27 protein-coding genes are annotated in these 23,528 nt (G+C 59.2%); 8 read left to right on the top strand and 19 right to left on the bottom strand.

The window, feature by feature from the left end; all coding sequences use genetic code 11:
- Positions 1-82: 82 nt before the first annotated feature.
- Positions 83-1,066, bottom strand: a complete 984-nt coding sequence (gene bcsN, locus ATY75_RS31590) for a cellulose biosynthesis protein BcsN (protein WP_088940489.1) — start codon at positions 1,064-1,066, stop codon at positions 83-85.
- Positions 1,067-1,393: 327 nt separating this feature from the next.
- Between bcsN and ATY75_RS31585 the strand changes: the two genes are divergently transcribed.
- Positions 1,394-1,708, top strand: a complete 315-nt coding sequence (locus ATY75_RS31585; RefSeq protein ID WP_064838019.1) for a DUF1236 domain-containing protein — start codon at positions 1,394-1,396, stop codon at positions 1,706-1,708.
- 63 nt (positions 1,709-1,771) lie between these two features.
- On the opposite strand, the gene ATY75_RS31580 is transcribed toward ATY75_RS31585, so the two are convergent.
- Positions 1,772-3,418: an ATP-binding protein gene (locus ATY75_RS31580; RefSeq protein WP_088940488.1), complete on the bottom strand. Its 1,647-nt coding sequence runs from the start codon at positions 3,416-3,418 to the stop codon at positions 1,772-1,774.
- Positions 3,419-3,686: 268 nt separating this feature from the next.
- Between ATY75_RS31580 and ATY75_RS31575 the strand changes: the two genes are divergently transcribed.
- Positions 3,687-4,034, top strand: coding sequence for a response regulator (locus ATY75_RS31575; protein ID WP_037093801.1), 348 nt, complete (start codon positions 3,687-3,689; stop codon positions 4,032-4,034).
- 57 nt (positions 4,035-4,091) lie between these two features.
- On the opposite strand, the gene ATY75_RS31570 is transcribed toward ATY75_RS31575, so the two are convergent.
- The 6 genes from ATY75_RS31570 to ATY75_RS31545 form a co-directional block, all read right to left on the bottom strand.
- The gene (locus ATY75_RS31570; protein ID WP_049734001.1) at positions 4,092-4,631 is read right to left on the bottom strand and encodes a MerR family transcriptional regulator; all 540 of its coding nucleotides are present in this window, start codon (positions 4,629-4,631) and stop codon (positions 4,092-4,094) included.
- Positions 4,632-4,781: 150 nt separating this feature from the next.
- Complete coding sequence (locus ATY75_RS31565) at positions 4,782-5,120, bottom strand: integration host factor subunit alpha (RefSeq protein ID WP_003574027.1); 339 nt, start codon at positions 5,118-5,120, stop codon at positions 4,782-4,784.
- Positions 5,121-5,225: 105 nt separating this feature from the next.
- Positions 5,226-6,197 (bottom strand): beta-ketoacyl-ACP synthase III, encoded by a 972-nt coding sequence (locus ATY75_RS31560; protein ID WP_088940626.1) that lies wholly within the window; start codon positions 6,195-6,197, stop codon positions 5,226-5,228.
- A 20-nt stretch (positions 6,198-6,217) separates the two neighbouring features.
- Positions 6,218-7,264, bottom strand: coding sequence for a phosphate acyltransferase PlsX (gene plsX / locus ATY75_RS31555; protein ID WP_049734000.1), 1,047 nt, complete (start codon positions 7,262-7,264; stop codon positions 6,218-6,220).
- 98 nt (positions 7,265-7,362) lie between these two features.
- Positions 7,363-7,917 (bottom strand): DUF177 domain-containing protein, encoded by a 555-nt coding sequence (locus ATY75_RS31550; RefSeq protein ID WP_088940487.1) that lies wholly within the window; start codon positions 7,915-7,917, stop codon positions 7,363-7,365.
- A gap of 9 nt (positions 7,918-7,926) precedes the next feature.
- Positions 7,927-8,532, bottom strand: a complete 606-nt coding sequence (locus ATY75_RS31545) for a ubiquinol-cytochrome C chaperone family protein (RefSeq protein WP_088940486.1) — start codon at positions 8,530-8,532, stop codon at positions 7,927-7,929.
- Positions 8,533-8,720: 188 nt separating this feature from the next.
- Here ATY75_RS31545 and ATY75_RS31540 point away from each other — a divergent pair, with 188 nt between their 5' ends.
- Entirely contained in the window at positions 8,721-9,254 is a 534-nt protein-coding gene (locus ATY75_RS31540) for an outer membrane protein assembly factor BamE (RefSeq protein WP_088940485.1), read from the top strand.
- 299 nt (positions 9,255-9,553) lie between these two features.
- On the opposite strand, the gene ATY75_RS31535 is transcribed toward ATY75_RS31540, so the two are convergent.
- The 4 genes from ATY75_RS31535 to ATY75_RS34375 all read right to left on the bottom strand — a co-directional run bounded on the left by ATY75_RS31535 (position 9,554) and on the right by ATY75_RS34375 (position 13,046).
- Positions 9,554-11,692, bottom strand: coding sequence for a sodium-translocating pyrophosphatase (locus ATY75_RS31535; protein ID WP_049733997.1), 2,139 nt, complete (start codon positions 11,690-11,692; stop codon positions 9,554-9,556).
- A gap of 199 nt (positions 11,693-11,891) precedes the next feature.
- Positions 11,892-12,374: a transcription antitermination factor NusB gene (gene nusB, locus ATY75_RS31530; protein ID WP_003587419.1), complete on the bottom strand. Its 483-nt coding sequence runs from the start codon at positions 12,372-12,374 to the stop codon at positions 11,892-11,894.
- 3 nt (positions 12,375-12,377) lie between these two features.
- Positions 12,378-12,833 (bottom strand): 6,7-dimethyl-8-ribityllumazine synthase, encoded by a 456-nt coding sequence (gene ribH / locus ATY75_RS31525; RefSeq protein WP_003574043.1) that lies wholly within the window; start codon positions 12,831-12,833, stop codon positions 12,378-12,380.
- 3 nt (positions 12,834-12,836) lie between these two features.
- On the bottom strand, positions 12,837-13,046 hold the full coding sequence (locus ATY75_RS34375; protein WP_143535371.1) for a hypothetical protein: 210 nt from the start codon (positions 13,044-13,046) through the stop codon (positions 12,837-12,839).
- Between the two features lie 130 nt (positions 13,047-13,176).
- Between ATY75_RS34375 and ATY75_RS31520 the strand changes: the two genes are divergently transcribed.
- From ATY75_RS31520 to ATY75_RS31510, 3 genes are all read left to right on the top strand, one after another.
- Positions 13,177-13,536, top strand: coding sequence for a hypothetical protein (locus ATY75_RS31520; protein WP_088940484.1), 360 nt, complete (start codon positions 13,177-13,179; stop codon positions 13,534-13,536).
- A gap of 176 nt (positions 13,537-13,712) precedes the next feature.
- A complete protein-coding gene (locus tag ATY75_RS31515; RefSeq protein ID WP_088940483.1) occupies positions 13,713-14,216 on the top strand; it encodes a cupin domain-containing protein in 504 nt (167 codons plus the stop codon).
- 10 nt (positions 14,217-14,226) lie between these two features.
- Complete coding sequence (locus tag ATY75_RS31510) at positions 14,227-14,742, top strand: GNAT family N-acetyltransferase (protein ID WP_088940482.1); 516 nt, start codon at positions 14,227-14,229, stop codon at positions 14,740-14,742.
- A gap of 102 nt (positions 14,743-14,844) precedes the next feature.
- On the opposite strand, the gene ATY75_RS31505 is transcribed toward ATY75_RS31510, so the two are convergent.
- The 7 genes from ATY75_RS31505 to ATY75_RS31475 are packed head-to-tail and all read right to left on the bottom strand — an operon-like array spanning position 14,845 to position 20,779.
- A complete protein-coding gene (locus tag ATY75_RS31505) occupies positions 14,845-15,723 on the bottom strand; it encodes a glycosyltransferase family 2 protein (protein ID WP_064838008.1) in 879 nt (292 codons plus the stop codon).
- Between the two features lie 44 nt (positions 15,724-15,767).
- A complete protein-coding gene (locus tag ATY75_RS31500) occupies positions 15,768-16,520 on the bottom strand; it encodes a class I SAM-dependent methyltransferase (RefSeq protein WP_088940481.1) in 753 nt (250 codons plus the stop codon).
- Between the two features lie 3 nt (positions 16,521-16,523).
- Positions 16,524-16,967: a GNAT family N-acetyltransferase gene (locus ATY75_RS31495; RefSeq protein WP_088940480.1), complete on the bottom strand. Its 444-nt coding sequence runs from the start codon at positions 16,965-16,967 to the stop codon at positions 16,524-16,526.
- On the bottom strand, positions 16,964-17,935 hold the full coding sequence (locus ATY75_RS31490) for a hypothetical protein (RefSeq protein WP_088940479.1): 972 nt from the start codon (positions 17,933-17,935) through the stop codon (positions 16,964-16,966). The genes ATY75_RS31495 and ATY75_RS31490 overlap by 4 nt, the downstream gene beginning before the upstream one ends.
- Positions 17,932-18,900: an exo-alpha-sialidase gene (locus ATY75_RS31485; protein ID WP_088940478.1), complete on the bottom strand. Its 969-nt coding sequence runs from the start codon at positions 18,898-18,900 to the stop codon at positions 17,932-17,934. The genes ATY75_RS31490 and ATY75_RS31485 overlap by 4 nt, the downstream gene beginning before the upstream one ends.
- 56 nt (positions 18,901-18,956) lie before the next feature.
- Positions 18,957-19,661: a WbqC family protein gene (locus ATY75_RS31480; protein ID WP_088940477.1), complete on the bottom strand. Its 705-nt coding sequence runs from the start codon at positions 19,659-19,661 to the stop codon at positions 18,957-18,959.
- An 11-nt stretch (positions 19,662-19,672) separates the two neighbouring features.
- Complete coding sequence (locus ATY75_RS31475; RefSeq protein WP_088940476.1) at positions 19,673-20,779, bottom strand: DegT/DnrJ/EryC1/StrS family aminotransferase; 1,107 nt, start codon at positions 20,777-20,779, stop codon at positions 19,673-19,675.
- Between the two features lie 197 nt (positions 20,780-20,976).
- On the opposite strand from ATY75_RS31475, the gene ATY75_RS31470 reads away from it, so the two are divergent.
- Together ATY75_RS31470 and rfbC are read left to right on the top strand one after the other, a co-directional pair.
- Positions 20,977-22,959 (top strand): hypothetical protein, encoded by a 1,983-nt coding sequence (locus tag ATY75_RS31470; protein ID WP_088940475.1) that lies wholly within the window; start codon positions 20,977-20,979, stop codon positions 22,957-22,959.
- Positions 22,949-23,527: a dTDP-4-dehydrorhamnose 3,5-epimerase gene (rfbC, locus tag ATY75_RS31465; RefSeq protein WP_088940474.1), complete on the top strand. Its 579-nt coding sequence runs from the start codon at positions 22,949-22,951 to the stop codon at positions 23,525-23,527. Before ATY75_RS31470 ends, rfbC begins: the two co-directional genes overlap by 11 nt.
- The last annotated feature ends 1 nt before the right edge of the window (position 23,528 follow it).

Below are 23,528 nucleotides of genomic sequence, written 5' to 3'. Positions count from 1 at the left end.
GCGCCCTTCGGCACTTCGGGCAGGCTCACTAGAACAGGCATGATGTCGTCCGAAAATTGCTCACACTTTTCGGCATCATGCTCTACCTCCGGCAGGCGGCCGTCATGGCCGCGTCGCCTATGCAGTCTGGCGACGGCACGGTGACGCCGATCGCCCTTGCGGATTGTTCAACCGCTTGCTCGACCGGCGCGGCTGCATCCGGCATTGCGCTCGCCTGCGGCGCCTCGCCGGGCAGCGGCACAGGCGGGCCGATCGGCGCCGGCATCGGTGCGACGCCCTGTGCTGGTGGCGAAGCGCTGCGAGCGGGCGCTACCCGCGGCCGGCTGACAATGGCAGGCGCCGGCTCGTAGCCGATCGGCATCGGGCTGGCGCGGTACCCGCCCTGGTCAGGGTAGATTGGCTCGCCGGTGCGCCCGAGCGCGGCATCGGCGGGTGGCGGATTGCCGTAAGGATTCCAGATCTCTCCGTCGAAGGTGCCCGATACGGTATAGCCATAGACGATGCCGAGCAGCTGACGCTCGCTGGCCCTCGCGTCGCAGAGACGCAGGCGCAGCTGGATCATGCCGAAATTGCGCGCCTGAGTATTGGCGTTGACGCTCGAGCGAATCTGCTGCCAGGCATAGATGCAGGTGTCGCCGGCACGGCTGCGGCCGGAGGCATAACCGAAGGGGCCATAGCTGTTCTGCAGGAAGGTCGCCGACGTCGCCATCGGCACACCGGGGGCCGAGCGCGCCACTTCGCGGGCAATGCCGCTCTCGTTGATCATGCTGAAGCCGGCATTGCCGGTGCCAGGATTGGCCCCGGAGGCGCCGAAAAACTGAACTTTCAGGAAGTTCTGCCCCGGCACGGAGGATGAGGTAAACAAGGAGACCGTCTGCTCGACGCCGTTGCCACGCTTGCGCTCGACGACGCTAACGATCGACGGGCCGCCCGGCGGCGGCAGGACCAGCGCCTTTTCAGGCGCCACGGCCTCCGGCCCGGAGGGCTGGCGAACACCGCCTGTCGAGGTGCAGCCGGCCATCATGCCTGCTACAGCCACCAGCGATATCGTCATCCGCAAACGCATATTTCGAGCCGCCGCAATCGTCTTTCCAGATATCCATTCGCAAACCGAAACGCGACGGACCTTCGAATCAACGACCACGAGGCCGTTCACAGGGTATAAATCGCCAACATGGTTAACGAAGAGTAAACAGTCGGCCGGCGATGGCACCAATCGAACCCGCACGGATCATGATTCGGATAGCTCAACCGTATGGTGCATAAATCGATTTAGCAACACCTCAGCTGCGCCCGTGACGCCTGACCTGCCTCGCCATGAAACGCCGGCGCGGGAACTATGCCGCATGGTCAGCGTTGCCTTGATGTCTGAGGTTAAAGAGGAGAACATCCCATGCGCAAGATCATGCTGACTACGGCCGCCATGCTGACCATCAGCTCCGCCGCCTTCGCGCAAAGCACCGTCATCGTCACCGATCCCGCACCGACCGGCTCCGTCGTGCTGCCGGGCGAAGTTCGCACCTATGTGATGGAGCAAAACACGCCGTCCGTCGTCTATGAAGGCGATATCGCCGTCGGCGCGACGCTGCCCGATACCGTCGAAATACATACGGTGCCGAATATAGACGGCTATGGCTATACCGTCGTCAATGAGCGGCGCGTCATCGTCGAGCCGAAGACGCACCGCGTGATCCAGGTCCTGGAATAAAGCGATCGGGAACAGTGGACGTGCGGCTGCCTGGAACGGGATGGCCCGGTTAAAGGAGCGGCTTCACGTCCTCTCATCTTCCATTCTCGCCGGCACATTCAGAAGTTCGCGGATCTTGTGGGCGAGCTGCTCCAGGCTGAAGGGCTTGGCAAGCAGGGAGACGCCGTGATCGAGCACCCCGTTATGGACGATGGCATTGCGGGTATAGCCGGTGGTGTAGAGGATCCGGATTGCCGGCCATTTTGCCTGGACGATATCGGCAAGCTGGCGTCCGCTCATTTGCGGCATGACGATATCGGTGAAGATCAGGTCGACCTCGCGATTTTCTTCCAGAAGGAGAAGCGCCTCCATGCCGCTTGCGGCCTGCAACACGGTGTAACCCAGTTCATGCAGGCTTTCGGCGGTCATGAAGCGAACGTTCTCGTCATCCTCCACCACCAGGATGGTATCATTGACGCTGCCCTGAGGGATCGGCTGCGCGCCTGAGGCACTCAGCCTGGCGTCCGCTGCGCCGACATGACGGGGCAGATAGATCTTTATCGTCGTGCCCCTGTCGATCTCCGAATAGATCTTGATGTGGCCGCCGCTCTGCTTGATGTAGCCGTAAACCTGGCTGAGGCCGAGACCGGTGCCCTTGCCGGGTCCCTTGGTGGTGTAGAACGGGTCGAAGGCCCGCTCGATCACGTCGGGCGACATGCCGGTGCCGGTGTCTGTCATGCTGACCATCACATATTGGCCGGCCTCGACCTCCGAATGCATGCGGGAATATCGCTCGTCGAGTTCGGTATTGGCGGTCTCGATGGTCAGATTTCCGCCGCCGGGCATGGCGTCGCGGGCGTTGACGGCAAGGTTGAGGATGGCGTTCTCAAGCTGGCTCAAATCGGCAAAGCTCGGCCAGAGGCCGCCGGCCAGCACGGTCTCGATCCGGATCTGCTCGCCAAGTGTACGCCGCAGCAGTTCCGACATGCCGCCGACCAGCTTGTTGAGGTCGATCACTTCAGGGGCGAGCGGCTGCTGACGCGAAAAAGCGAGAAGACGGGCGGTCAGGACCGCGGCCCTCTGGGCGCCGTCTTTGGCATTCTGGATGGAGTTCAGCAGGCGGGGATCCTCCTGTCCGGTCATCCGCCGCTGGGCGAGATCGAGATTGCCGATGATGATCGCCAGCATATTGTTGAAATCATGAGCGACGCCGCCCGTGAGCTGGCCGATCGTCTCCATCTTCTGCAACTGACGCACCTGCGCCTGCGCGGAAGCATTCTCTTCCATCTCGTGCCTGAGCTCGGCGGTACGCCGGACCACCGTCTGTTCAAGGCGGGTGTTGAAACTGTTAAGCTCATCGCGGAGGCGGCTCTGCCTGCCGTGGGCGATGATGATCAGTTCCATCAGGCCGATGATAATCACCGCATTGACGAGATAGGTTGAAAGCCCAACCCATTGGCCGGCGCTGACCGGCCAGAAGACATCGTGCGGCTCGACGAAAAACTGCTGAACGGTGAAGGCAGCCAGTATCGCCGCGACGAAACCCGGCCCCGCGCCGCCGATGAAACTCGCCAGCAATATTGCCGGAAGGAAGCTCAGAAAGGGAAAGCCGGAGAGATAGTCGCTGGCGGCAAGCCTCAGAAGAAACGTCAGGCCCACGAAGGCAACGGCCAGCGGATATGTATAACCCGGCCTATGACGCAGCCAATCCGTGGCGCTCAGCAAATCCATTCCAGACCCTCCTTACGGCGCCCGCGTCTTTTCAGACTCCAAAGAACGCCGTAACACTTTGAAACACTGCATAGTTTTATCCAAAAATCGATCCCGATCTAAGACCTATGCAGTCGCCGTTGCGCAGACGGCATCTCAGCTTTTACACATCGAATTTCACCCGGCAATATGCTGTTTCTCGCACTGGCGGACACGACGTCTTGACGAGCCGTGCCAGGAGTCCACATAAATCCGCAGGCCCGGCAAGGGGAAATGGTTGGACGGGAACATGAAAGACATATTCATCGTCGAAGACGACGCGCTGATTGCCATGCTGCTCGAGGACATGCTCGCCGATCTCGGCTACCGGGTTTGCGCCAGCGCGCCCGATCTGGAACGGGCGCTGGCCGCCGCCCGGGACACGGAATTCGACGCTGCGATTCTCGACGTCTCGCTTGCGGGGCAGAGCTCGCTGCCGGTCGCCAAACTGCTCGACGAACGCGGCAAGCCCTATGTTTATGCGACGGGATATGGCGCAGCCCCGGCTGGCAGCAGCCCAAGCACATTGCCGGTGCTGCAAAAACCCTTCCAGCTCAGCGAACTCGAACAGACGATGAAACGGCTTACCGAAGCCTGATGCCTGTCGCAGGAAACGTCCAGCGGTCGGGATCACGACTTGCATAAAACGTTCTGGTCAGCGCACCTGATCGAGCAGACGCTTGCATTCCAGCAGGTCGTAAAGCGCCTCCTGCAGCAATGCCCTGTCTTCCTTGCCAACGCTCGACTTGCCGATCGAGACTTCCTGCTCGTCCTCGCCAGCCACAAAATTGAAGAAGCGTCGGGTAATCGGCGGCTTGGCGCGGCCGACAATCTGGTCTTCGTCGGCCATGCCGACGCGCGGTTCCCCGGCACTCGTTTCCTGCACGCCCGATGCAAGCGCCTCGACGCTGGCGAGATCGCCGTGGCCGACCGAGATGACGAACTTATTGCCGTTGGTTTTCAGAAGCTTCTGCACACCCTTGATCGTATAGCCGTGATCATAGAGCAAATGCCGGATGCCCTTGAGGAGATCGACATCCTCGGGCCGGTAGTAGCGCCGGCCGCCGCCGCGTTTCATCGGTTTTATCTGCGGAAAACGCGTCTCCCAGAAGCGCAGCACATGCTGCGGCAGATCAAGATCGTCTGCGACTTCGCTGATGGTGCGAAAGGCATCGGGGCTCTTGTCCAACGTCATACTGCTACGCGACCTCGCGGCTCGATCTTACGGCGACTCATCATATTTCAACGGTTTGGCGCCGACAATTCAAGTCATGTCTCGACGTTGCGCACAACGCAGGACAGTGCGAGGGGAAAAAAACGCCGATTGGAAACGGCAAGCCGGTGATCAGGAGGCCGGATTCTGCGGCTTCAGCTTGACCTTGCGAGACACATGCGCCTTGAGGATGCGCGTCTTCAGCACGTTCGACGCCTTGAAAGTCATGACCCGGCGGGGAGAAATCGGAACCTCCTCGCCGGTCTTCGGGTTGCGGCCGATCCGCTCGTTCTTGTCGCGCACCTGGAAGGTGGCGAAGGAGGACAGCTTGACGGTTTCACCACGCACGATGGCGTTGCAAACTTCGTCGATGACGGTTTCCACAAGTTCCGCAGATTCGGTGCGGGACAGCCCGACCTTTCGGAAAACCGATTCCGCCAGGTCTGCTCGCGTCACTGTTTTTCCGGTCATGGTTTCCCCGCCCATTACAAATATTTTGTGAAATCGCGCAAAGAGTATTTGTCTTGCGCCTTACGGTCAAGCTCTTGTTCGCCGCCAGTTTTTTTGGATTCGTGCCTACCAGCGCAGCAGAACGGCGCCCCAGGTGAAGCCGCCGCCCATGGCTTCGAGCATCACCAGGTCGCCCTTCTTGATACGGCCGTCGCCGGCAGCGGTCGCCAGCGCAAGCGGGATCGAGGCGGCCGAGGTATTGCCGTGCAGATCGACGGTGACGACGACCTTCGCCGCATCGATGTTCAGCTTCTTGGCCGAGCCGTCGATGATGCGCCGATTGGCCTGATGCGGCACCAGCCAGTCGAGATCCTCGGCGGTGGTGCCTGTGGAATCGAAGGCAGCCTGAATGACATCGGTGATCATCCCGACGGCATATTTGAAGACCTCGCGACCTTCCATGCGCAGCTTGCCGACGGTGCCGGTCGTCGACGGCCCGCCATCGACATAGAGCTTTTCCTTGTGCGAGCCGTCGGAGCGCAGATGCGCGGTCAGCACGCCGCGATCGGCAACCGTGCCCTCGCCATCTGCCGCTTCGAGCACGATCGCGCCGGCGCCGTCGCCGAACAGCACGCAGGTGGTGCGGTCGTTCCAGTCGAGAATGCGCGAAAAGGTTTCAGCGCCGATGACGAGAACGCGCTTGGCGAGGCCGCCGCGGATATAGGCATCCGCCGTGGTGACCGCATAGACGAAACCGGTGCAGACGGCCTGGACGTCGAAGGCGAAGCCGTGGCTCATGCCGAGACGATTCTGGATATTGACCGAGGTTGCCGGAAAGGTGTTATCCGGCGTCGAGGTGGCACAGATGATCATATCGATATCGGCGGGCGTCAGGCCGCCATTGGCAAGGGCGGCACGCGCGGCGGCCTCACCGAGCGAGGCCGTCGTCTCGTCATCGCCGGCGACATAACGCTGGCGGATGCCGGTGCGCTGGACGATCCATTCGTCCGACGTGTCGACGATGGCCTCCATGTCACCATTGGTCATCACGCGCTTCGGGAGTGCGGCTCCGAACCCGCGAACCACTGAACGGATCATATTCGATTGAACCCCATTGCTCATGCAGCTTCCGGGCCCATCGGGGGCAGCCGCTTGGCATGATATTTCTTAAGATCGTTTTCTATTTTCTGATTGAGGCCGTTCTTGGCCATATCGTAGCCGACTTCAATGGCCGCGGCGATGCCTTCGGCATTCGCCCCGCCATGGCTCTTGATGACGATGCCGTTCAGGCCGAGAAACACGCCGCCATTGACCTTGCTCGGATCGAGCTTCTCGCGAAGCAGGTCGAAGGCGCTTTTGGCAAAAAGGTAGCCGATGCGGGCAAGCAGCGTGCGCGACATGGCGGCACGAAGATATTCGGCGATCTGCTTGGCGGTGCCTTCGGCGGTCTTCAAAGCGATATTGCCGGAAAAACCTTCGGTGACGACGACGTCGACCGTGCCCTTGCCAAGATCGTTGCCCTCGACGAAGCCGGAATATTCGAGCGAATCGATGTTCGCCTCGCGCAGCAGCCGGCCGGCCTCCTTGACCTCTTCCTGGCCTTTCATCTCCTCGACGCCGACATTCAGAAGGCCGATCGTCGGACGTTCGACCTCGAACAGTGCCCGCGCCATGGCGCCGCCCATCAGGGCGAAATCCATCAACTGCTGCGCATCAGCGCCGATCGTCGCGCCGACATCGAGCACGATGCTCTCACCCTTCAGCGTCGGCCAGATCGCCGCGATCGCCGGGCGCTCGATATTGGCCATGGTGCGCAGACAGAACTTCGCCATCGCCATCAGCGCCCCGGTATTGCCGGCCGAGACCGCGACATCGGCCTCCCCCGTCTTCACCGCCTCGATCGAGCGCCACATGGTGGAGATATAGCGGCCGCGGCGCAACGCCTGGCTCGGCTTCTCACCCATGCTGACGGCAAGCTCGCAATCGTGAAAGAGCGATTTTTCCTTGAGTTTCGGAAACTTGGCGAGAACCGGATCGCACTGTTCCTTGAGACCGTAGAAAACGAAGAAAATATCCGGATGCCGGTCCAGCGCCTTGGCGGCGCCGGGGATGACAACCTGGGGACCAAAGTCGCCACCCATGAGGTCGAGAGATATTCTGATCACGCGTCCCTGATCCTTCTTTTCGCCGAGGGCGAAATTTCGGCCAAAATACCGGTTTTGGCGTCGCTTACAACTGAATTATGTCAAATGCCAGAGGCGCTTCAGTCCTTTTTCCAATCCTTGAGGGCAGCGAAAGCCGAAGGCTTTTTGTCGTCCTCGCCGCTATCCTCGATATGGCCTGAAAATTCGATGCCCGCCTTGCGCGGATAGGGGTCGATCGCAAGAGCGGCGAATTCGGCAACCACCTCGCCGGCATCGATCGTATCGCCGACAAAGGTTTCGGGCAGATCGGGACCGTCGGGATCGAGCAGCATCTCGCCGGCATCATTGCCGGCCTGGCGGGCAAGCTTGGAACCTTCAGGCACGAAAATCTGCTCGAAGCTCTCGTCGATGGCGGATTCGACCGGCTCCAGCGTCACGACGCAGGACTGGACGATCTTCGCCTGTACGCGCCCCTTGATGCGCACGCCGTCGCGCTTCCAGCGGGCAATCTGCAGATCGGCGCGGAGATCATCGACGGCGACGACGCTCCAGCTTTCTGCAAGAGCCTTCAACTCGTTGGCATCAGCATCGACATGAACCTCGACGGGGTTGGCCGAGATATGGCCGACCTTGACGTGATAGGAGAAGGGAACATGGTCCCGATCGTTCTTCATGATGTCCTCCTAAGCAACCGGTGGGTGGGCAACCGGCGGGAGCGTCGCCGAACCGGTGGCGATCTCCTCTTCGGCCAGAGTCGACAAATGCGCTTCCGCGGCGATCATCCAGCCGGCGAGACCGGACATGTCGGCCGGCGCCGGGCTTTCCGGATAGACATTGCGCGTGAGTGCGAGTGCGAGCGCTTCGGTATCGCCCGTGTCCATCGCCTTCGAATAGGCTTCGAGCCGGCCGTAAAACATGCCGGCGAGCTTCTTCATGCGCTTCGGCACGCTGTTATCGCCGATGCCGAGTTCGCGGATCGAATAGTCGATATCCTGGAAGAAGGCGTCAACGATCTCCTGGGCGATCTCCTGACCGCTGGTGGCAGAGCTGCGCGTGCGGCGGAAAAACAGAATCATGGCGATCGACAGCATCTCGAAACGGCCCATGACCGTATCCGGAACATTGAGCCGCTCATAAATCTCCGGCATGCGCGCGGCCGCCGTCAGCAGCGCATATTGTGTGTCGACGATTGCCTGGTTGTTGTTTTTCTTACGGAACAGCCCGAAGATCATTGTTTTTTCCGGAAATGCCTCATTCTTCACGCCGGCCGGCCTCTGGCCTTGTTGCATGATTTCGAAAGCTGGTTTACCGAAGCAGGCGCGAATTGCAATGCCGATCGTGGCCAGTTTCGGGACGACGCCCTCGATGCGTCAGCGAAGCGAATTCGGGATATTCGACCCGGAATGGCCACAATGGTTTTGCAGGAGGTAAAGCGTGCAAGGCCCCAAATGGCTGCTATCGACACTCAAGGGAGTAGATGTCGTTGAAGAAACGGTATTTCAAGTCTGACGTGAAATTCTTCAGCAGTGCGGCCATTGCCTTGATAATCGCCTCCACCACAGCGCTTTCCGGTTGCCAGACCAGCACCGTGCTCAACGGCGGATATGTCGCCGACCAGCAATCGCTGAACCTCGTTCCGGAAGGATCGAGCCGTGAGCAGGTGCTGCTTTCGCTGGGCACCCCGTCGACGACGGCGACCTTCGACGGCGAAGTCTTTTATTACATCTCGCAGCGGCGCACGCGCGCGGTCGCGTTCCAGAAGCTGAAGGTTGTCGACCAGAGCGTCCTGGCGATCTATTTCGACAAGGACGGCGTCGTCAGCCGCCGCGCCAACTACACGCTGCAGGACGGCAAGGTGTTCGACACGATCGGACGCGTCACGCCGACCGGCGGCAAGGAACTCACCTTCCTGCAGCAGATGCTCTCCGGCGGCAGCGCTGCGAGCGCCGCCCGCAGCCTGTTCGGCGGCGGCGCCGGCGGCACGCCGCAAAATCCGAGCAGCCTGCGCTGATCGGACAAGTTTCAACGACAAAACCCGCCGGATCGCTCCGGCGAGTTTTTGTTGACAAACCTTGTCTTTTACCTGGCATCTTCGGCTTTAGAGATTGCCGATACCGCCCCATCCGGCTACCGCCACCGACCGGGATCGAGTCACGGGTCTCGACCCGTCTTTCGGACCCTCGTAAACGGGGCGAAGAGCGATAGCCGCACCCTTTCCATCCTTTACCAACGTCTCGCATGGCACGTCCCCTCTCCCCGTTTTTACGGGGAGAGGATTAGGGTGAGGGGCTGCCAGCCGCTGTTGCGGCATCAACCGGCGAGAACAGCGAGCAGCAGCAGCGCGACGATGTTGGTGATCTTGATCGCCGGGTTGACGGCGGGGCCGGCCGTATCCTTGTAGGGATCTCCGACGGTATCGCCGGTGACGGATGCCTTGTGCGCATCCGAGCCCTTCATGTGACGCACGCCATCCTTGTCGACGAAGCCGTCCTCGAAGCTCTTCTTGGCATTGTCCCAGGCGCCGCCGCCCGATGTCATCGAGATGGCGACGAAGAGGCCGTTGATGATGACGCCGAGCAAGGATGCGCCAAGTGCGGCGAAGGCCGAGGCCTTGGAGCCGGAGATGAGCAACACGCCGAAATAGACGACGATCGGGGCCAGCACCGGCAGCAGCGATGGCACCAGCATTTCGCGGATGGCGGCCTTGGTCAGAAGGTCGACGGCCTTGCCGTAGTCCGGCTTGTCCGTGCCCTGCATGATGCCCGGCTTCTCCTTGAACTGACGGCGCACCTCTTCGACGATCGAGCCGGCGGCGCGGCCGACGGCCGTCATGGCGATGCCGCCGAAGAGATAGGGGATCAGGCCGCCGAACAGCAGGCCGGCGACGACGTAGGGATTCGACAATTCGAACGAGATTTCGCCGATATTGGCGAAATAGGGATATTGGTCGCCGTGGGCCGCGAAATACCTGAGGTCGTTGGCATAGGCGGCAAAGAGCACCAGCGCGCCGAGACCGGCCGAGCCGATCGCATAGCCCTTGGTGACCGCCTTGGTGGTGTTGCCGACGGCGTCGAGCGCGTCGGTCGACTTGCGCACCTCAGGCGGCAGATGCGACATTTCGGCGATGCCGCCGGCATTGTCGGTGACCGGGCCGAAGGCGTCGAGGGCGACGATCATGCCGGCAAGGCCAAGCATGGCGGTGACCGCGATGCCGGTGCCGAAAAGGCCGCCGAGCTGGTAGGTGGCCAGAATGCCGCCGACGATGACGATGGCCGGCAGGGCGGTCGATTCCAGCGAGACCGCCAGGCCCTGGATGACGTTGGTGCCGTGACCGGTCACCGACGACTGGGCGATCGACACGACCGGGCGCTTGCCGGTGCCAGTGTAGTATTCGGTGATGACGACGATCAGCGCGGTGACGACGAGGCCGACAAGGCCGCAGACGAAGAGGTTCGTACCGGTCACGTCGGCGCCGGCGACCGTGCCAAGCGAGCCCCAGCCGACCGTCAGCGAGGTGGCGGCGCCGAGACCGACGATCGACAGCAGGCCGGTGACGATGAGGCCCTTGTAGAGAGCGCCCATGATCGAGCCGTTCGAGCCGAGTTTGACGAAGAAGGTGCCGATGATCGAGGTGATGATGCAGGCGCCGCAAATCGCCAGCGGATAAATCATCGCCGACTGGAGGATCGGCGCGCCGGCAAAGAAGATGGCGGCGAGAACCATGGTGGCGACGACTGAGACCGCATAGGTCTCGAAGAGGTCGGCGGCCATGCCGGCGCAGTCGCCGACATTGTCGCCGACGTTATCGGCGATCGTTGCCGGGTTGCGCGGATCGTCCTCGGGAATGCCGGCTTCCACCTTGCCGACGAGGTCGCCGCCGACATCGGCGCCCTTGGTGAAGATGCCGCCGCCGAGACGGGCGAAGATCGAGATCAGCGAAGCGCCGAAGCCGAGCGACACCAGCGCATCGATGACTTCGCGCGAACCGCTCTCATGGCCAAGGCCAAAGGTCAAAATGGTATAGTAGATGGAGACGCCGAGCAGCGCGAGGCCCGCCACCAGCATGCCGGTGATCGCACCGGACTTGAAGGCGATGTCGAGACCGGCGGAGAGGCTGGCGGAAGCCGCCTGGGCGGTGCGCACATTGGCGCGGACGGAGACGTGCATGCCGATGAAGCCGGCAGCCCCGGACAGCACGGCGCCGATCAGGAAACCGATGGCGGCCGTGGCGGAAAGAAGCAGCCAGGCTGCGATGAAAACAACGACGCCGACAAGGGCAATGGTTCTGTACTGGCGCGTCAGATAGGCTTGGGCGCCCTCGCGGATATAGCCCGCGATCTCCTGCATGCGGCTATTGCCCTGATCGGCGGCAAGCACCGATCGGGTTGCCCAGGCGGCATACACCACCGAGAGCAGACCGCATGCAATTACGCATAAAAGAATGGTCATTTCGCTCTTTCCTCCCATAGGCCGGAGCTCACTCCTCCTCCGGCAAAAACGCCGCCGAATCGCCTTTCCTCTCCACAGAAATGCCACAGCTAAGCGGTGCGGAGATTGCGTGGTCGATCACGTGGCGTCAAGACCGCAACGGGCGAAAACCGTTGCAGTGCAAAGAAAGACTTAGGGAGATTGTTTGGCGGCTAAAGACTTACTTCTTCGTCTCGCCACGAACTTGCTTGGCAATACGGTCGAGCACCGCATTGACGAGCTTCGGCTCGTCGTCGTCGAAGAAGGCCTGGGCGATCTCGACATATTCAGTGACGATGACCGCCACCGGAACGTCCTTGCGGTCGGTGATCTCGAAGACGCCGGCGCGCAGGATGGCGCGAACGGTGCTGTCGAGGCGCGACAAGGCCCAGTCATCCTGCAGGGCCGCGGCGATCAGCGGATCGAGACGGGTCTGATCGCGCACGACGCCGGAGACAATCGAACGGAACCAGCCGGCATCGGCCTTCAGATAGGTGGCGCCGTCGAGTTCCTGGCCAAGACGGTGCGCCTCGTATTCGGCGACGATTTCCAGAACGCCGGTGCCGCCGACATCCATCTGATACAGCGCCTGAACGGCAGCAAGACGGGCAGCGCCCCGCTGGTTTGCAGTCTTGACCGGCCGTTCCGTCTTGTCGTCGTTCATTCGTTATGCACCCAGTTTCTGCTTCAGCTCGATCATCGTCAGAGCTGCGCGAGCGGCAAATCCGCCCTTGTCCTTGTCCGAGCGGCGCGCGCGCGCCCAGGCCTGTTCGTCATTTTCCACGGTCAGAATGCCGTTGCCGATGGCAAGTGACTCGCTGACCGCAAGATCCATCAAAGCGCGCGAGGATTCGTTCGACACGATATCGAAGTGATAGGTCTCGCCGCGAATGACCATGCCGAGGGCGACATAGCCATCATAATGCGTTCCGCCATTGTCGTCTCCATCGAGCGACATGGCAATCGCTGCCGGAATTTCCAGTGCGCCGGGAACGGTGACGACCTCGAAGGTGGCGCCGGCCTGTTCCAATGCGAAGGTCGCGCCTTCGAGCAGGGCGTCGGCCATGTCGTCGTAGAAGCGGGCCTCAACGATCAAAATATGGGGAGCGGTCTCTCTCGGCATGGTTCACCTTCGTTTTGTGGGGCGTTTTCCACTCGGCAGCCCGCGGTCAAAACATGCCTTCACCAGAATGGCAAGCACTTTCGCCCGATGCCGCAGCGCCAAAGAAGAAATATCCGCAAGGGGATAGCCGCGCCACCACCACGCTGCTCGGCAGGCCTTTCGACCCGGTTTTTCCGCATGCCTGGAAAACGGCAATTCGAAGGCGGATTTCATGAACAATTCTTAATGCGTTTTCAGTGGCTTAACCTATTGAATCGCGAAGAGGAGAACGCCAATTCCATGTCGTGACAGACGATCCCCTGCAACGACAGCCGACCGTCAAAGCAGATGAAAGGATATAATCATGAACCGCGTTGTCACTCTCACCATCGCAGCCACCCTCTCCTCCTTCGCATTTGCCGGCGTCAGCCGGGCCGAAAGCCTCGGGATGAACACTGCTCAGGGCATCGAGCAGACTCTCAGGACCTTCCACGGCAATGATTTCAACGTCGAGCAGGTCCATAACTGGCGCAACCTCGACGACGAGAGCACCGGGCCGCGCTCGGCGCCGGAACGTTCCGGCCAGGCCGTTCACGCCATCCAGGCCTCGATCGACGCCAACCGGTCGCTGGCCCATCGGCTCAACAACGAGGGCGTCGACGTCCGCAACATCGTCAATGCCGAACAGGCCGCCGACGGAAGCCTGACCTTCTACGTCCGCTGACAGCTCGAGCGCATCGCGTCCCATCGGTGCGCGGCGCTCAAAGCATGGGCGGCGGTCTCCTCTCCGCCCATGCCTTTCTCCGCCCATGCCTTTCTCCGCCTATGGCGGGGATTTCCAGAAAACCATTGAATTTTCCGCAGCGATGATGGTTTCTCTTCCTGCAACAGGAGGACATCATGGCCAGGGAATCGAAGGCGGTGATCAATATCGCCGATCTCAAGCTCGACCATTGGAAACAGGGCACGCTCTATGAAAGCCTTGACACGTCGTTCGGCGCGCTTCTCGGCCTGACCGGCCTCGGCATCAGCTATAACGAGGTGCCGCCGGGCAAATCGGGCTGCCCTTTCCACAATCACCATGTCGAAGACGAGCTTTTCTACGTGATATCAGGCAGCGGCGAATACCGCTTCGGCGGCGAGCGCCATGCGATCAAGGCGGGCGACACGCTCGGCGCGCCGGCCGGCGGGCCGGAAACGGCGCACCAGATCATCAACACCGGCACCGCTCCCCTCGTCTATCTCGGCATCTCGACGATGGCGAAGACCGAGATCGTCGAATACCCGGACTCCGGAAAATTTCTTGCCAAGACCAACAGAGACGGTTCCAAACCTGTACGCTTCCGCCATATCGGCCGACCGGAAGGCGATCTCGACTATTGGGACGCCGAGCCCGGCGCCTGAAGGACCTGATGTGACCGACATTCCAACCCTCGAAACCGAGCGGCTAACGCTCCGCCCACACCGCCTCGACGATTTCGAGGCCCATGCGGCACTCTGGGCAGACGAAGACGTCGTTCGCTTCATCAGCGGCAGCCCATCAACGCGCGAGCAGAGCTGGAGCCGCATGCTGCGGATTGCCGGCATGTGGCACCATATGGGCTTCGGCTTTCTGGCGATCGAGGAAAAGGCGAGCGGTCGTTTCATCGGCGAAGCGGGCTTCATGGAATCGCGCCGCGAGATGGAACCGCCGATCGAGGGGACGATGGAGATCGGCTGGGTGCTGATGCCCTCGGCGCATGGCCGCGGTTATGCCACCGAGGCGCTGACGGCGCTGATCGGCTGGGCGGAAAGCTATTTCCCGGGAAAGCCGATGAGCTGCATCATCAGCCCGGAAAACCAGGCCTCGCTCAGGGTCGCAGCCAAGCTCGGTTTCCGCGAGACCACACGCACGCAGTATAACGGCGAGATCATTCAGTTGTCGCGGTAGGGATCCGCCAAACGGGCACAGAGTGGCGCAGGGCGTCCACCGCACCGGCCCGATGCTCATGGAATGCGGGGTTGCGAATGCACGAGGGCGTGCCACCTTTCTTTACATCAGTGCTTCTTCAATTTGCGCAATTCTCGCTCCAAGCTGAGGGAACGAATTCTGCCAATACCGGTAGACATTCAGCAGGTTACGATATGAGGTAGGCAAGTCGCTTGCCGGCAAATAACCTCTTTCAAACGCAAAATTTAGCACGTCCTCATAGTAGGTGATTGCATAAATGAATTTCCAGTTGACCTCTGGGTTCGACGTGGCGTTCTCATGGCGCCTGAAATAGGAAAGCGGTGTAGGATGAACGACGAAGTTGCCGAGCTGCGCCAGTTCCACCCAGGCTGACAAATCAATCAAGCCAGGAAAGAGATCGCCTTCCATCTTATACAATCGGAATTGACCATTGCTATCGAATGCATCCTCCTTCCGAAATAAAGCCGTTGTATACTCTCCAACCAAATTGACGTGATTGAGAGCCGTCAACCGCAAGAAGTCGTCGCCAGAAACGATCTTGAGGCCATCTCCGGAAGCATTGAAGTGGTTGATGAAGCCGGTAGTGTGATTTTTCCCGTCAATCAAATAACGAGGAGAAAACGAAAGGCGCGTGTTTCTTTCCTTTGTCGACTCCAGCGCCTCTAGCAGGAACTGTATGCAGAAAGGGTGTAGCACGTCGTCATCGAACAGGAATTTGATGTATTCGCCGCTCGCGATTTCCACCAGTCTGCGCACATTGCTCTCGGGACCGGGATTCGGATTGCGGCTGTATTGGACAAACCCTTCGTAGTTCCGGCAGATCGCTTGGATTTCATCGGTCGGACAATCATCCGACACCAGAATTTCGACATCGGTGAAGCTTTGAGCTAACGCACTTCGCAGGCACAGTTCGAAATAGTCGGCCTTGTATGCGGGAATACAGATCGATACGCGCGGCATCGGACATCCTTCGAATTCAGAAGTTGAGTTCGCTAAAGCGCAGCCTATTGCGCTCGGCCGGCTTCACACATGAGAAAGATGCTGGCGCAAAGATCGGGATAGATTTGCCCTAGCTGATAGCACCCCTCCAGATATTCACTGGAAATGATGTCCGTCTGAAGCAAGCGATCCCACTGGAAATTTGCCAGGGCTTTGAAGAAAACGCCGGACCGATGCACAACGTTCAATCCCGCCAATCTTGCATCGCGCTCCAGGGTATCTAGTGAGTATGTGACGCGGTGACCATGTTCCGCTTCCGCCTTCGTGATTGCGGAATTGTGGCTTATCAAACCCATTTTAACAGCGATCTGGCGGGACGGGGCATTCGCATTCGGGCATACCAGGAAGAGCCTGCCCCCTTCCGATAGCCATTCGTCATTGATGCGCTTCAGCACGCCTACCGGATCGTCCAAATGCTCGAGAACATGTGTCAGCAGGACATTGTCATAGCGCTTGGGGAGCTTCACCTCTTCGAACACGTCATTAATAAATGTCAGGCCGTCACCCAGTTCGTTCCTCGCGACGGCTATTGCCTCATCGGAGGCTTCTACGCAGGTGATATCGTCGAAATAAGGAACGATCCTTTTCGTGAAATCGCCCCGGAAACTTCCAAGTTCAAGCAGGCTTCCCGGGCGGAAAAAGGGCATGAAAGACTTCAGCATGTAATGATGCATGACGTCAAAATCGAAGTTGTATGCGTAGCGATGATCACTAGCATCCTTGATTTCGCTATTATAATCGCGCTTCTTCTCAGCCATCTTCTACCCCAAATCTCGCTTCATTGTCAGCATTGACTGTTCGCTATCCAGCACCACGAACCCATATCTGCTATAGACAGCGACGGCGGCCGTGTTTTTCGCCTCGACCTCGAGGCGTATCGTTTCAAACCTCTTCTGCCTGGCCAAAGCGATGCTCCGTTCAAGCAACGCTCCCGCTATCCCCCTGCCGCGCCATTCTTCGAACACACTTAGATTCGTGATGAACGCCCATGTCTGTTGGGAATTGTTGCAATATATGGCCAGAAGCCCGATCAACCTACCGTCAGACCATGCCTCAAAGCGCTCGGCATTGAGCAGGATTTTCAGCGCATAAGCGTCGATGTCCACGCGTGCGCGAAGCCCCTCGGCGAAAACACTTCCGCATTCATTCAAGTGGTAGGCGATGTCGCTTGCCGAAGCGAGGTTGTGGCCCCAATCCGGCGTCATGCAGCGCGTTCCAATATTGCGGCGCCGAATCCATGCCGGCCAAACTGGTTTCCGTTATAGAGGAGGTAAATTGCCCCATCCGCCTCAAAGACGTGCGGATAGCACAACATGTCGGAATCCCATTCGCCGTCCGTCCCTTCAATCCCCAATTCAAGGTCATCGCGTGACCAGTTGATCAGATCGTGCGAATAGGCGTGGCCGATTTGATAGCCGCGTTTCCTGTTAGTTCGGAAATCCGACGATTGCCGATAGCAAAAGAACATATGATAGCGATCATCGATCCGGATGACGGTCGGCAGAGCTTGGCTCTCGTCGGCGCCAAGCCGATCCGGTATGATCTGCCTGCCTTCCTCCTTCTGCCAATTGATGCCGTCTGGCGAGGTCGCATGACCAATTTTATAAGTCCTATCCGGAGGCGCGCCCGGGGAGTATTCTTTCCACCCAGTCCCGAAAATGTACCACATGTGAAATAGGCCATCGATGAACTTCACAAAGCCGTCGCCGACCAGGCACGGCTCCTTGAGAGACGCCGACAAGACCGGCCCATCGCCGATCCTCTTGAACGACATCCCGTCGTCGTGACTGAGGGCAAGCCCGATTGCCGTATCGACCGAGACCGCAACCCTTCGATTCCAGCCGCATGTGTAGCCGTAGATCTTCCCTTCGTGTCGCATCACATTCATCGGGAAGATGCCGTGCTCGTCAAAGCAACCGAGTTTGCCGAGTTCAATGACCGGCCTGTCGGAAACGCGAATGGCCCGCTCCAGAGTCTTGTCCATATCGACAAAAGCGACATGGCTGAGATATTTGCCTTTCACGTCAGTTGCGCGCGTTGAGAAGTAGATTCGTATAAAGTCATCGAAAACGAGCGCCTGGGGCGACTGCGCAAACTCGACACAGCCTGCGGGCAGATGATGCTGCGTGGGATCAAAGATCTTGCCCAGTTTCTTCCATCGCATCTTGGTCATGCGTCACCAAGCTTTCCGTCGAGAACAGCAAGGCCGAAACCATTGCGCCCGACTTGATTGCCGAGATAGGCCATATAGGTCTTGCCATCCAACTCGAAGACATGCGGGTAGCTAACCATCTCATCATCCCAGCCTGTGTCGGACACCGTCAGCCCTGCTTTGCTATCGTCACGTTGCCAGTTGACCAGATCGTTGCTCGAGGCGTAGCCGATCCGGTATCCTTTTTCCTTGCCGCGATAATTCGTGCTGTGGCGATAGCAGAAGAACATGTGGTAGCGCCCGCCGGCAAAGATCACATCGGGGCTCGCCTGTGCCTCATCGGTCTCGATGACAGATTCGATCAGATCTCTGTTCGCTTTCTTCCACTGCACGCCATCTTCAGAGGTGGCTAGACGGATTTTGTATACAGGCTCCGCACGCCCATCGGCCATGATCCACTTGGAACCAGAGATATAGAACAGGTACCACCGGTCGTTAAAACGCCGAATCTTGGGACCACTCAGGACGAAGGGTTCATCCGGCGAGTATGGCACGACGGGTCCTCTGCCCGCCTTAGAGAAGGTCCGGCCTTCGTCCGTGCTCAAGGCCAATCCTATACCGACGTTGAATGGTACGGATTCGCATCGCGTCCAGCCGGCATAGTAAGCGCGTATGAGGTCGCCATCCTTCGCTACTGAGATCGGATAAGTACCAAATTGATCGAATTCGCCGAGACCGCCCAATTCCAGGACCGGACGCTCGCTGATCCGTATGATCTTAAACAAGTCAGCCCTATCCACGTCAATATAAGCAGAATGCGAGACATATTGCCCGGCCTGATCTGCTGGTGGGCGACAGGAAAAGTATATTCGCACAAAATCGTCGAAAAGCAGCGTTGCAGGCGCTTGAGCAAACTCCTTAAGCCACGGACGATCAGTCACCTCCTGCGGCGTAAAGACCTTGCCTAACTTCTTCCATTTGAACATTGCTTCACCGATATTTTCTTCTTGGCAGACCGTCGAAAGGAACCACTCGTCCGCAGCTAAGGTTGAAGGAGTTCATACGCACCCAGCATATTCTTCTGAATCTCTTCCACTGAATTGAACATGATGACATCCACAATTGACAGCCACGGCACGAAATCAGCGCCGAACTGAGAATATTCCGGACACTTCGACTTGATGAATTTCAGTTCTATACCGCGCGCAGCAAACGCCTCTCGAGAGTAAAGTTCCATACCCCCTATCGCATTCACATAGACCCCCGCGCCCGCTTTCTCGCAAAGCTCCAAAACTTTTTCCTGGCCCTTGAGATCGTGATTTATCGTTATTTCAGAGGAAACGGCGAAGTCTGTCCTGATGCCAAGGTAGCCGCAAATTTCCCTGATTGAGTTGAAAATATAGAAAAAAAGATTGTTGTCGGGGAAGCCTATCGCCTGCTCGATCACCGGGAAAGCATTGGAAAAAAATGGCGCGCGTCGATAAGCGCCTTGAATTTGATTGAGCAGCTTGTTGCGGTCGAAGTCTGGCGACAGGCTGCGCTCGCACACGTCTAAACTATCCGGCGCGGCCTTCAGCGGCAGAGAGAATGTGGCGTCCCGGCCGTCACGCAACATGCGGTTTCGGTTAATCCAACCCTTTTTCGTGTATTTGATATTGTCGTAGACGATGAATTTATCGACCGCACCAATCAGCTGAAAATAGCCAATGTAAGGAAAGAAATACGGCTGCATAATAGCCAGTTTCATTTCATCTACCCCTAAGAAGCAATGATCGCGCAGACCTTGTCGACGATCTCCATTTCCATGTCGGGATAGATGGGAAGGCATAGCACCTGTTGGGCGGCTTCGGTTGCTACCGGCAGATTCGCGGGCTGCGCAGATGGCAGGCTGCGGTACATCGAAAAGCTCGAGATCAGCGGATAGAAATAACGGCGCGGATGAATGCCGTTTTCCTTCAGAATCTCATAGAGCTCATCGCGCGAAATAGGATAGCCAGGACGTACGAGGATCGGGAAATAAGAGAAGTTGGAGACAGTCTCGCCTGAGCGGTCCAGGCATTCTATGCCCGCGACGCCGGCCAGACGCTCGCGGTATGCGGCGTCGATGAGCCCACGCCTTTCAAGGGCGAAGTTGATGTATTTCAGCTGCAACAGGCCGAGCGCAGCGTTGAATTCGCTCATCTTGCCATTCGTGCCTGGCGCCACCACGGTCACTTCATCGACGTAACCGAAGTTCTTCAACTGGTCGATGCGTGTCTTCGTCTTAACGTCCGGGCAAATGATGGCCCCGCCTTCGAATGTGTTGAAAACCTTCGTCGCATGGAAGCTCAGAATGGAAAGGTCGCCGTGATTGAGAATGCTTCCCCGTTCGTCTTCCACACCGAAGGCATGGGCGGCATCATAGATGACCTTGAGATTGTAGAGATCGGCAATCTTCTGGATCGCGTCGACATCGCAAGGGTGGCCGTAGCAGTGCACGGGCATGATCGCCGTCGTCTGCTGCGTGATCGCCGCCTCGATCTTCGCCGGATCGAGATTGAGCGTCACCGGATCGATGTCGACGAAGACGGGCTTTAAGCCGTTCCAGAGAAGCGAATGCGAAGTAGCCACGAAGGAATAAGGCGTGGTGATGACTTCGCCCGTGACACGGAGCGCCTGAAGCGCCGTCAGCAACGCAACGGTGGCGTTCGAAAACAGGCTGATGTGCTTGACGCCGAGATGACTGCAGAGCTCCTGCTCCAGCTGCTCGTGGAATGGCCCGCCATTGGTCAGGATGCGATTATTCCAGATAGCTTCCAGCGAAGGAATGAATTCTTCGAGCGGCGGCAGGCTGGGCTTCGTTACATAGATCTTTTCGTTTTTCATGACGCCGTCCAAAGTTGGGCACTAGCACGCAATTGGCCTAGCACGAACATCACGGCTTAACCTGTCCCCAAGCTGACCAGCGAAATTCCCGCCCAACAGTGTGGCGCAAGCTTCACGTCCAATATTCGACACCCGAACCAGCCCGAATGCTGTTTCGTGAATCACGAAGACGGTCGCCATCCGCGAAGGACGATACCTTGACGATCAATCAGCCCATTTCCGCTCTACCGGCCGGCCTTCCTGATCTGGCGCTTCTCATGGAGAAGGCTGCCGGCACTGGATCCGTCATCATCTATCAGCCTTATCTCGATCCTTTGCAGCGCAGCCAGCTCGACGCGGCGGCCATGCCGTTCGATATCTCGTTCAATACGCAGGCGACGACCCGCGAATATGAACTCTTCCGCACCCTGCATCAGCATCACGAGGCGATCGGCCTCGGCGACGACGTGTTCTGGGGGCTGCTTTCGAGCAAATTCGAGATGAAGTCGGTGACGAGCTTCCCGTCTTTTGTCACGGAAGCGGAAAAGGCCCGGGCGGAAGGTGCGGACGCCTATGTTTACAATCCGCTGATCGGCCACGCGGCGGTCTACAGCAACGTCTGGGAACATTCGCTGCTTGGCGGCCATCCCGGCATGGAGCCGATCTTCCTGCATCTTCAGGAGCTCGGCTATCCGATCGCGCCGCCGCAGGACAAGATTGCCTTCCTGTTCTGCAACTATTTCTGCGGCAATAGGAAATTTTGGTCCGGGTATTTCGCCTTTTGCGAACGCATTCTCGAATCGCTGGAAAACCAGGCGCGCGCCGGCACGGCGGCGGGCAATGCCTATTCCGGCACGGCTCACTACTCGCGCGATGCCAACGCCAAGATGCGGCCCTTCGTGATCGAGCGTCTGCTCGGCCTGTATGTCCAGCAGGCTATCGCCTCCGGATTGAAGATCGCCGCCTTCGTGCCGACCCTTGCCGATTTCGAATGGAAGTTCGGCGTCCGCCTGGGCCGGATGCTGCATGGCCTCTTCGCCGCCAAGGAAGCCTTTCTGCAGAGCCGTGACGAGGCTCTCCTGACCGCGTGGCAGCAAGGCCGTCAACCATTGATCAAGCAGCCGCATCTGATCTGGTGCGCCGATGATCCGCCGGCCTGGATGCCGCGCGGCCAGTTCACCGGCGGCCCCGAACTGATGCGTGCCTATTCCCACCAGGTTCCAGGCGCCTCTCCGGCGCCACAGCAGCCGCTACGGACGGAAAGGCCCATACCGGCCGCGCCGAGAATCGAGCAGCCGCCGTTGCAGCCCTTTGCCGGCGGATGGCAGGCCCACAAGGACCGTCATTGCATCTGGATCGTCACGCCCGAAAACTACAATCACAGCCACGCCTTCGACGAAGTCGCGCTCGGCCTGCAGGGCGCCTTCGAGGAACTCGGCGGCTCGGCACCGATCGTCCGCGACATGAACGCATTTGCCGGCCGTGCGCCAATCATCTACGGCGGCAATCTTCTGGCCCCCGAAGTCGTCGCTCATCTGCCGAAGGATAGCGTTCTGATCAACCTCGAGCAGGTCTCTGAAGAAAGCACCTGGATCAATTCACGCTATGTGTCGATCCTGAGGGCGATGCCGGTGCTCGACTACAGCCCGCGCAACCGCGAGAACCTTGCCGCCAAGGGGATCGATCACGCCGGTGTGCTCGAGATCGGTTACAACAGTTGCCTGAGCCAGATTCAGCACGCCCCCGTCAAGGATATCGACGTGCTCTTCTACGGCTCGATGAACGAACGCCGCCACCATATCCTGAAGACGCTGAAAGACGGCGGGCTCAAGGTCGCCCACCTCTTCAACATCTATGGTGCGGAACGCGATGCGGCGATTGCCCGCGCCAAGATCGTCATCAACATCCATCATTATGCAAGCGGCGTCTTCGAGATCGTGCGCATTTCCTATCTGCTCGCCAATCGGGTCTGCGTGCTGACGGAAGGCAACATCCGCGATCCGGACCTCCAGCCCTTCATCGGCGGCTTGGCAATCGAGCCCTATGACGACATGATCGAGCGCTGCTTCAAGCTGATCGCAGATGCTAACGAGCGCGATGCCATTGCCGCGAAAGGTCTTGAGGCCATTCGGATCCGCTCGCAGGCGGAGATGCTGATGAGCGTTATGAAGGCCGCAGAAAAGGTACGTCATGCGCATTGAGACCGCCGCCATCGAGGGCATCGTTGCAATCACGCCGCCACGCTTCGGCGATCACCGCGGCTACTTCTCCGAGGTATTCAAGGATGCCTGGTTCCGGGAAAATGTGGCCGACGTCACGTTCGTCCAGGACAATGAATCGCTTTCGGCGCAGGCCGGCACCGTCCGGGGGCTGCATTTCCAGATCCCGCCCCTCGCACAGGGCAAGCTGGTGCGCTGCCTTGCCGGCCGCATCATGGATGTCGTCGTCGACATCCGCGAGGGATCACCGAGCTTCGGCAAATGGCTCTCTCAGGAGCTTTCGCCGGACACCGGCAAGCAGCTCTGGATACCGGCCGGTTTCGCGCACGGGTTCGTAACGATCGAGCCGAACAGCGTCATCAGCTACAAGGTAACCGCACCCTACAGCCCGCAGCATGACCGGGGCATTGCGTGGAACGATCCGGCGATCGGCATTCGCTGGCCCTTCGATGAGCGAGACATGGTATCGTCCGACAAGGACAAGACGCTGCCGCGGCTCGCCGATCTGCCAAGCCATTTTTCCTATTCAGCACAGCAACCCCAGGATTGAT

It is taken from the genome of Rhizobium sp. N122 (assembly GCF_002211295.1).
Lineage (GTDB): Bacteria > Pseudomonadota > Alphaproteobacteria > Rhizobiales > Rhizobiaceae > Rhizobium.
This window is presented reverse-complemented; position numbering and strand designations above follow the sequence as displayed.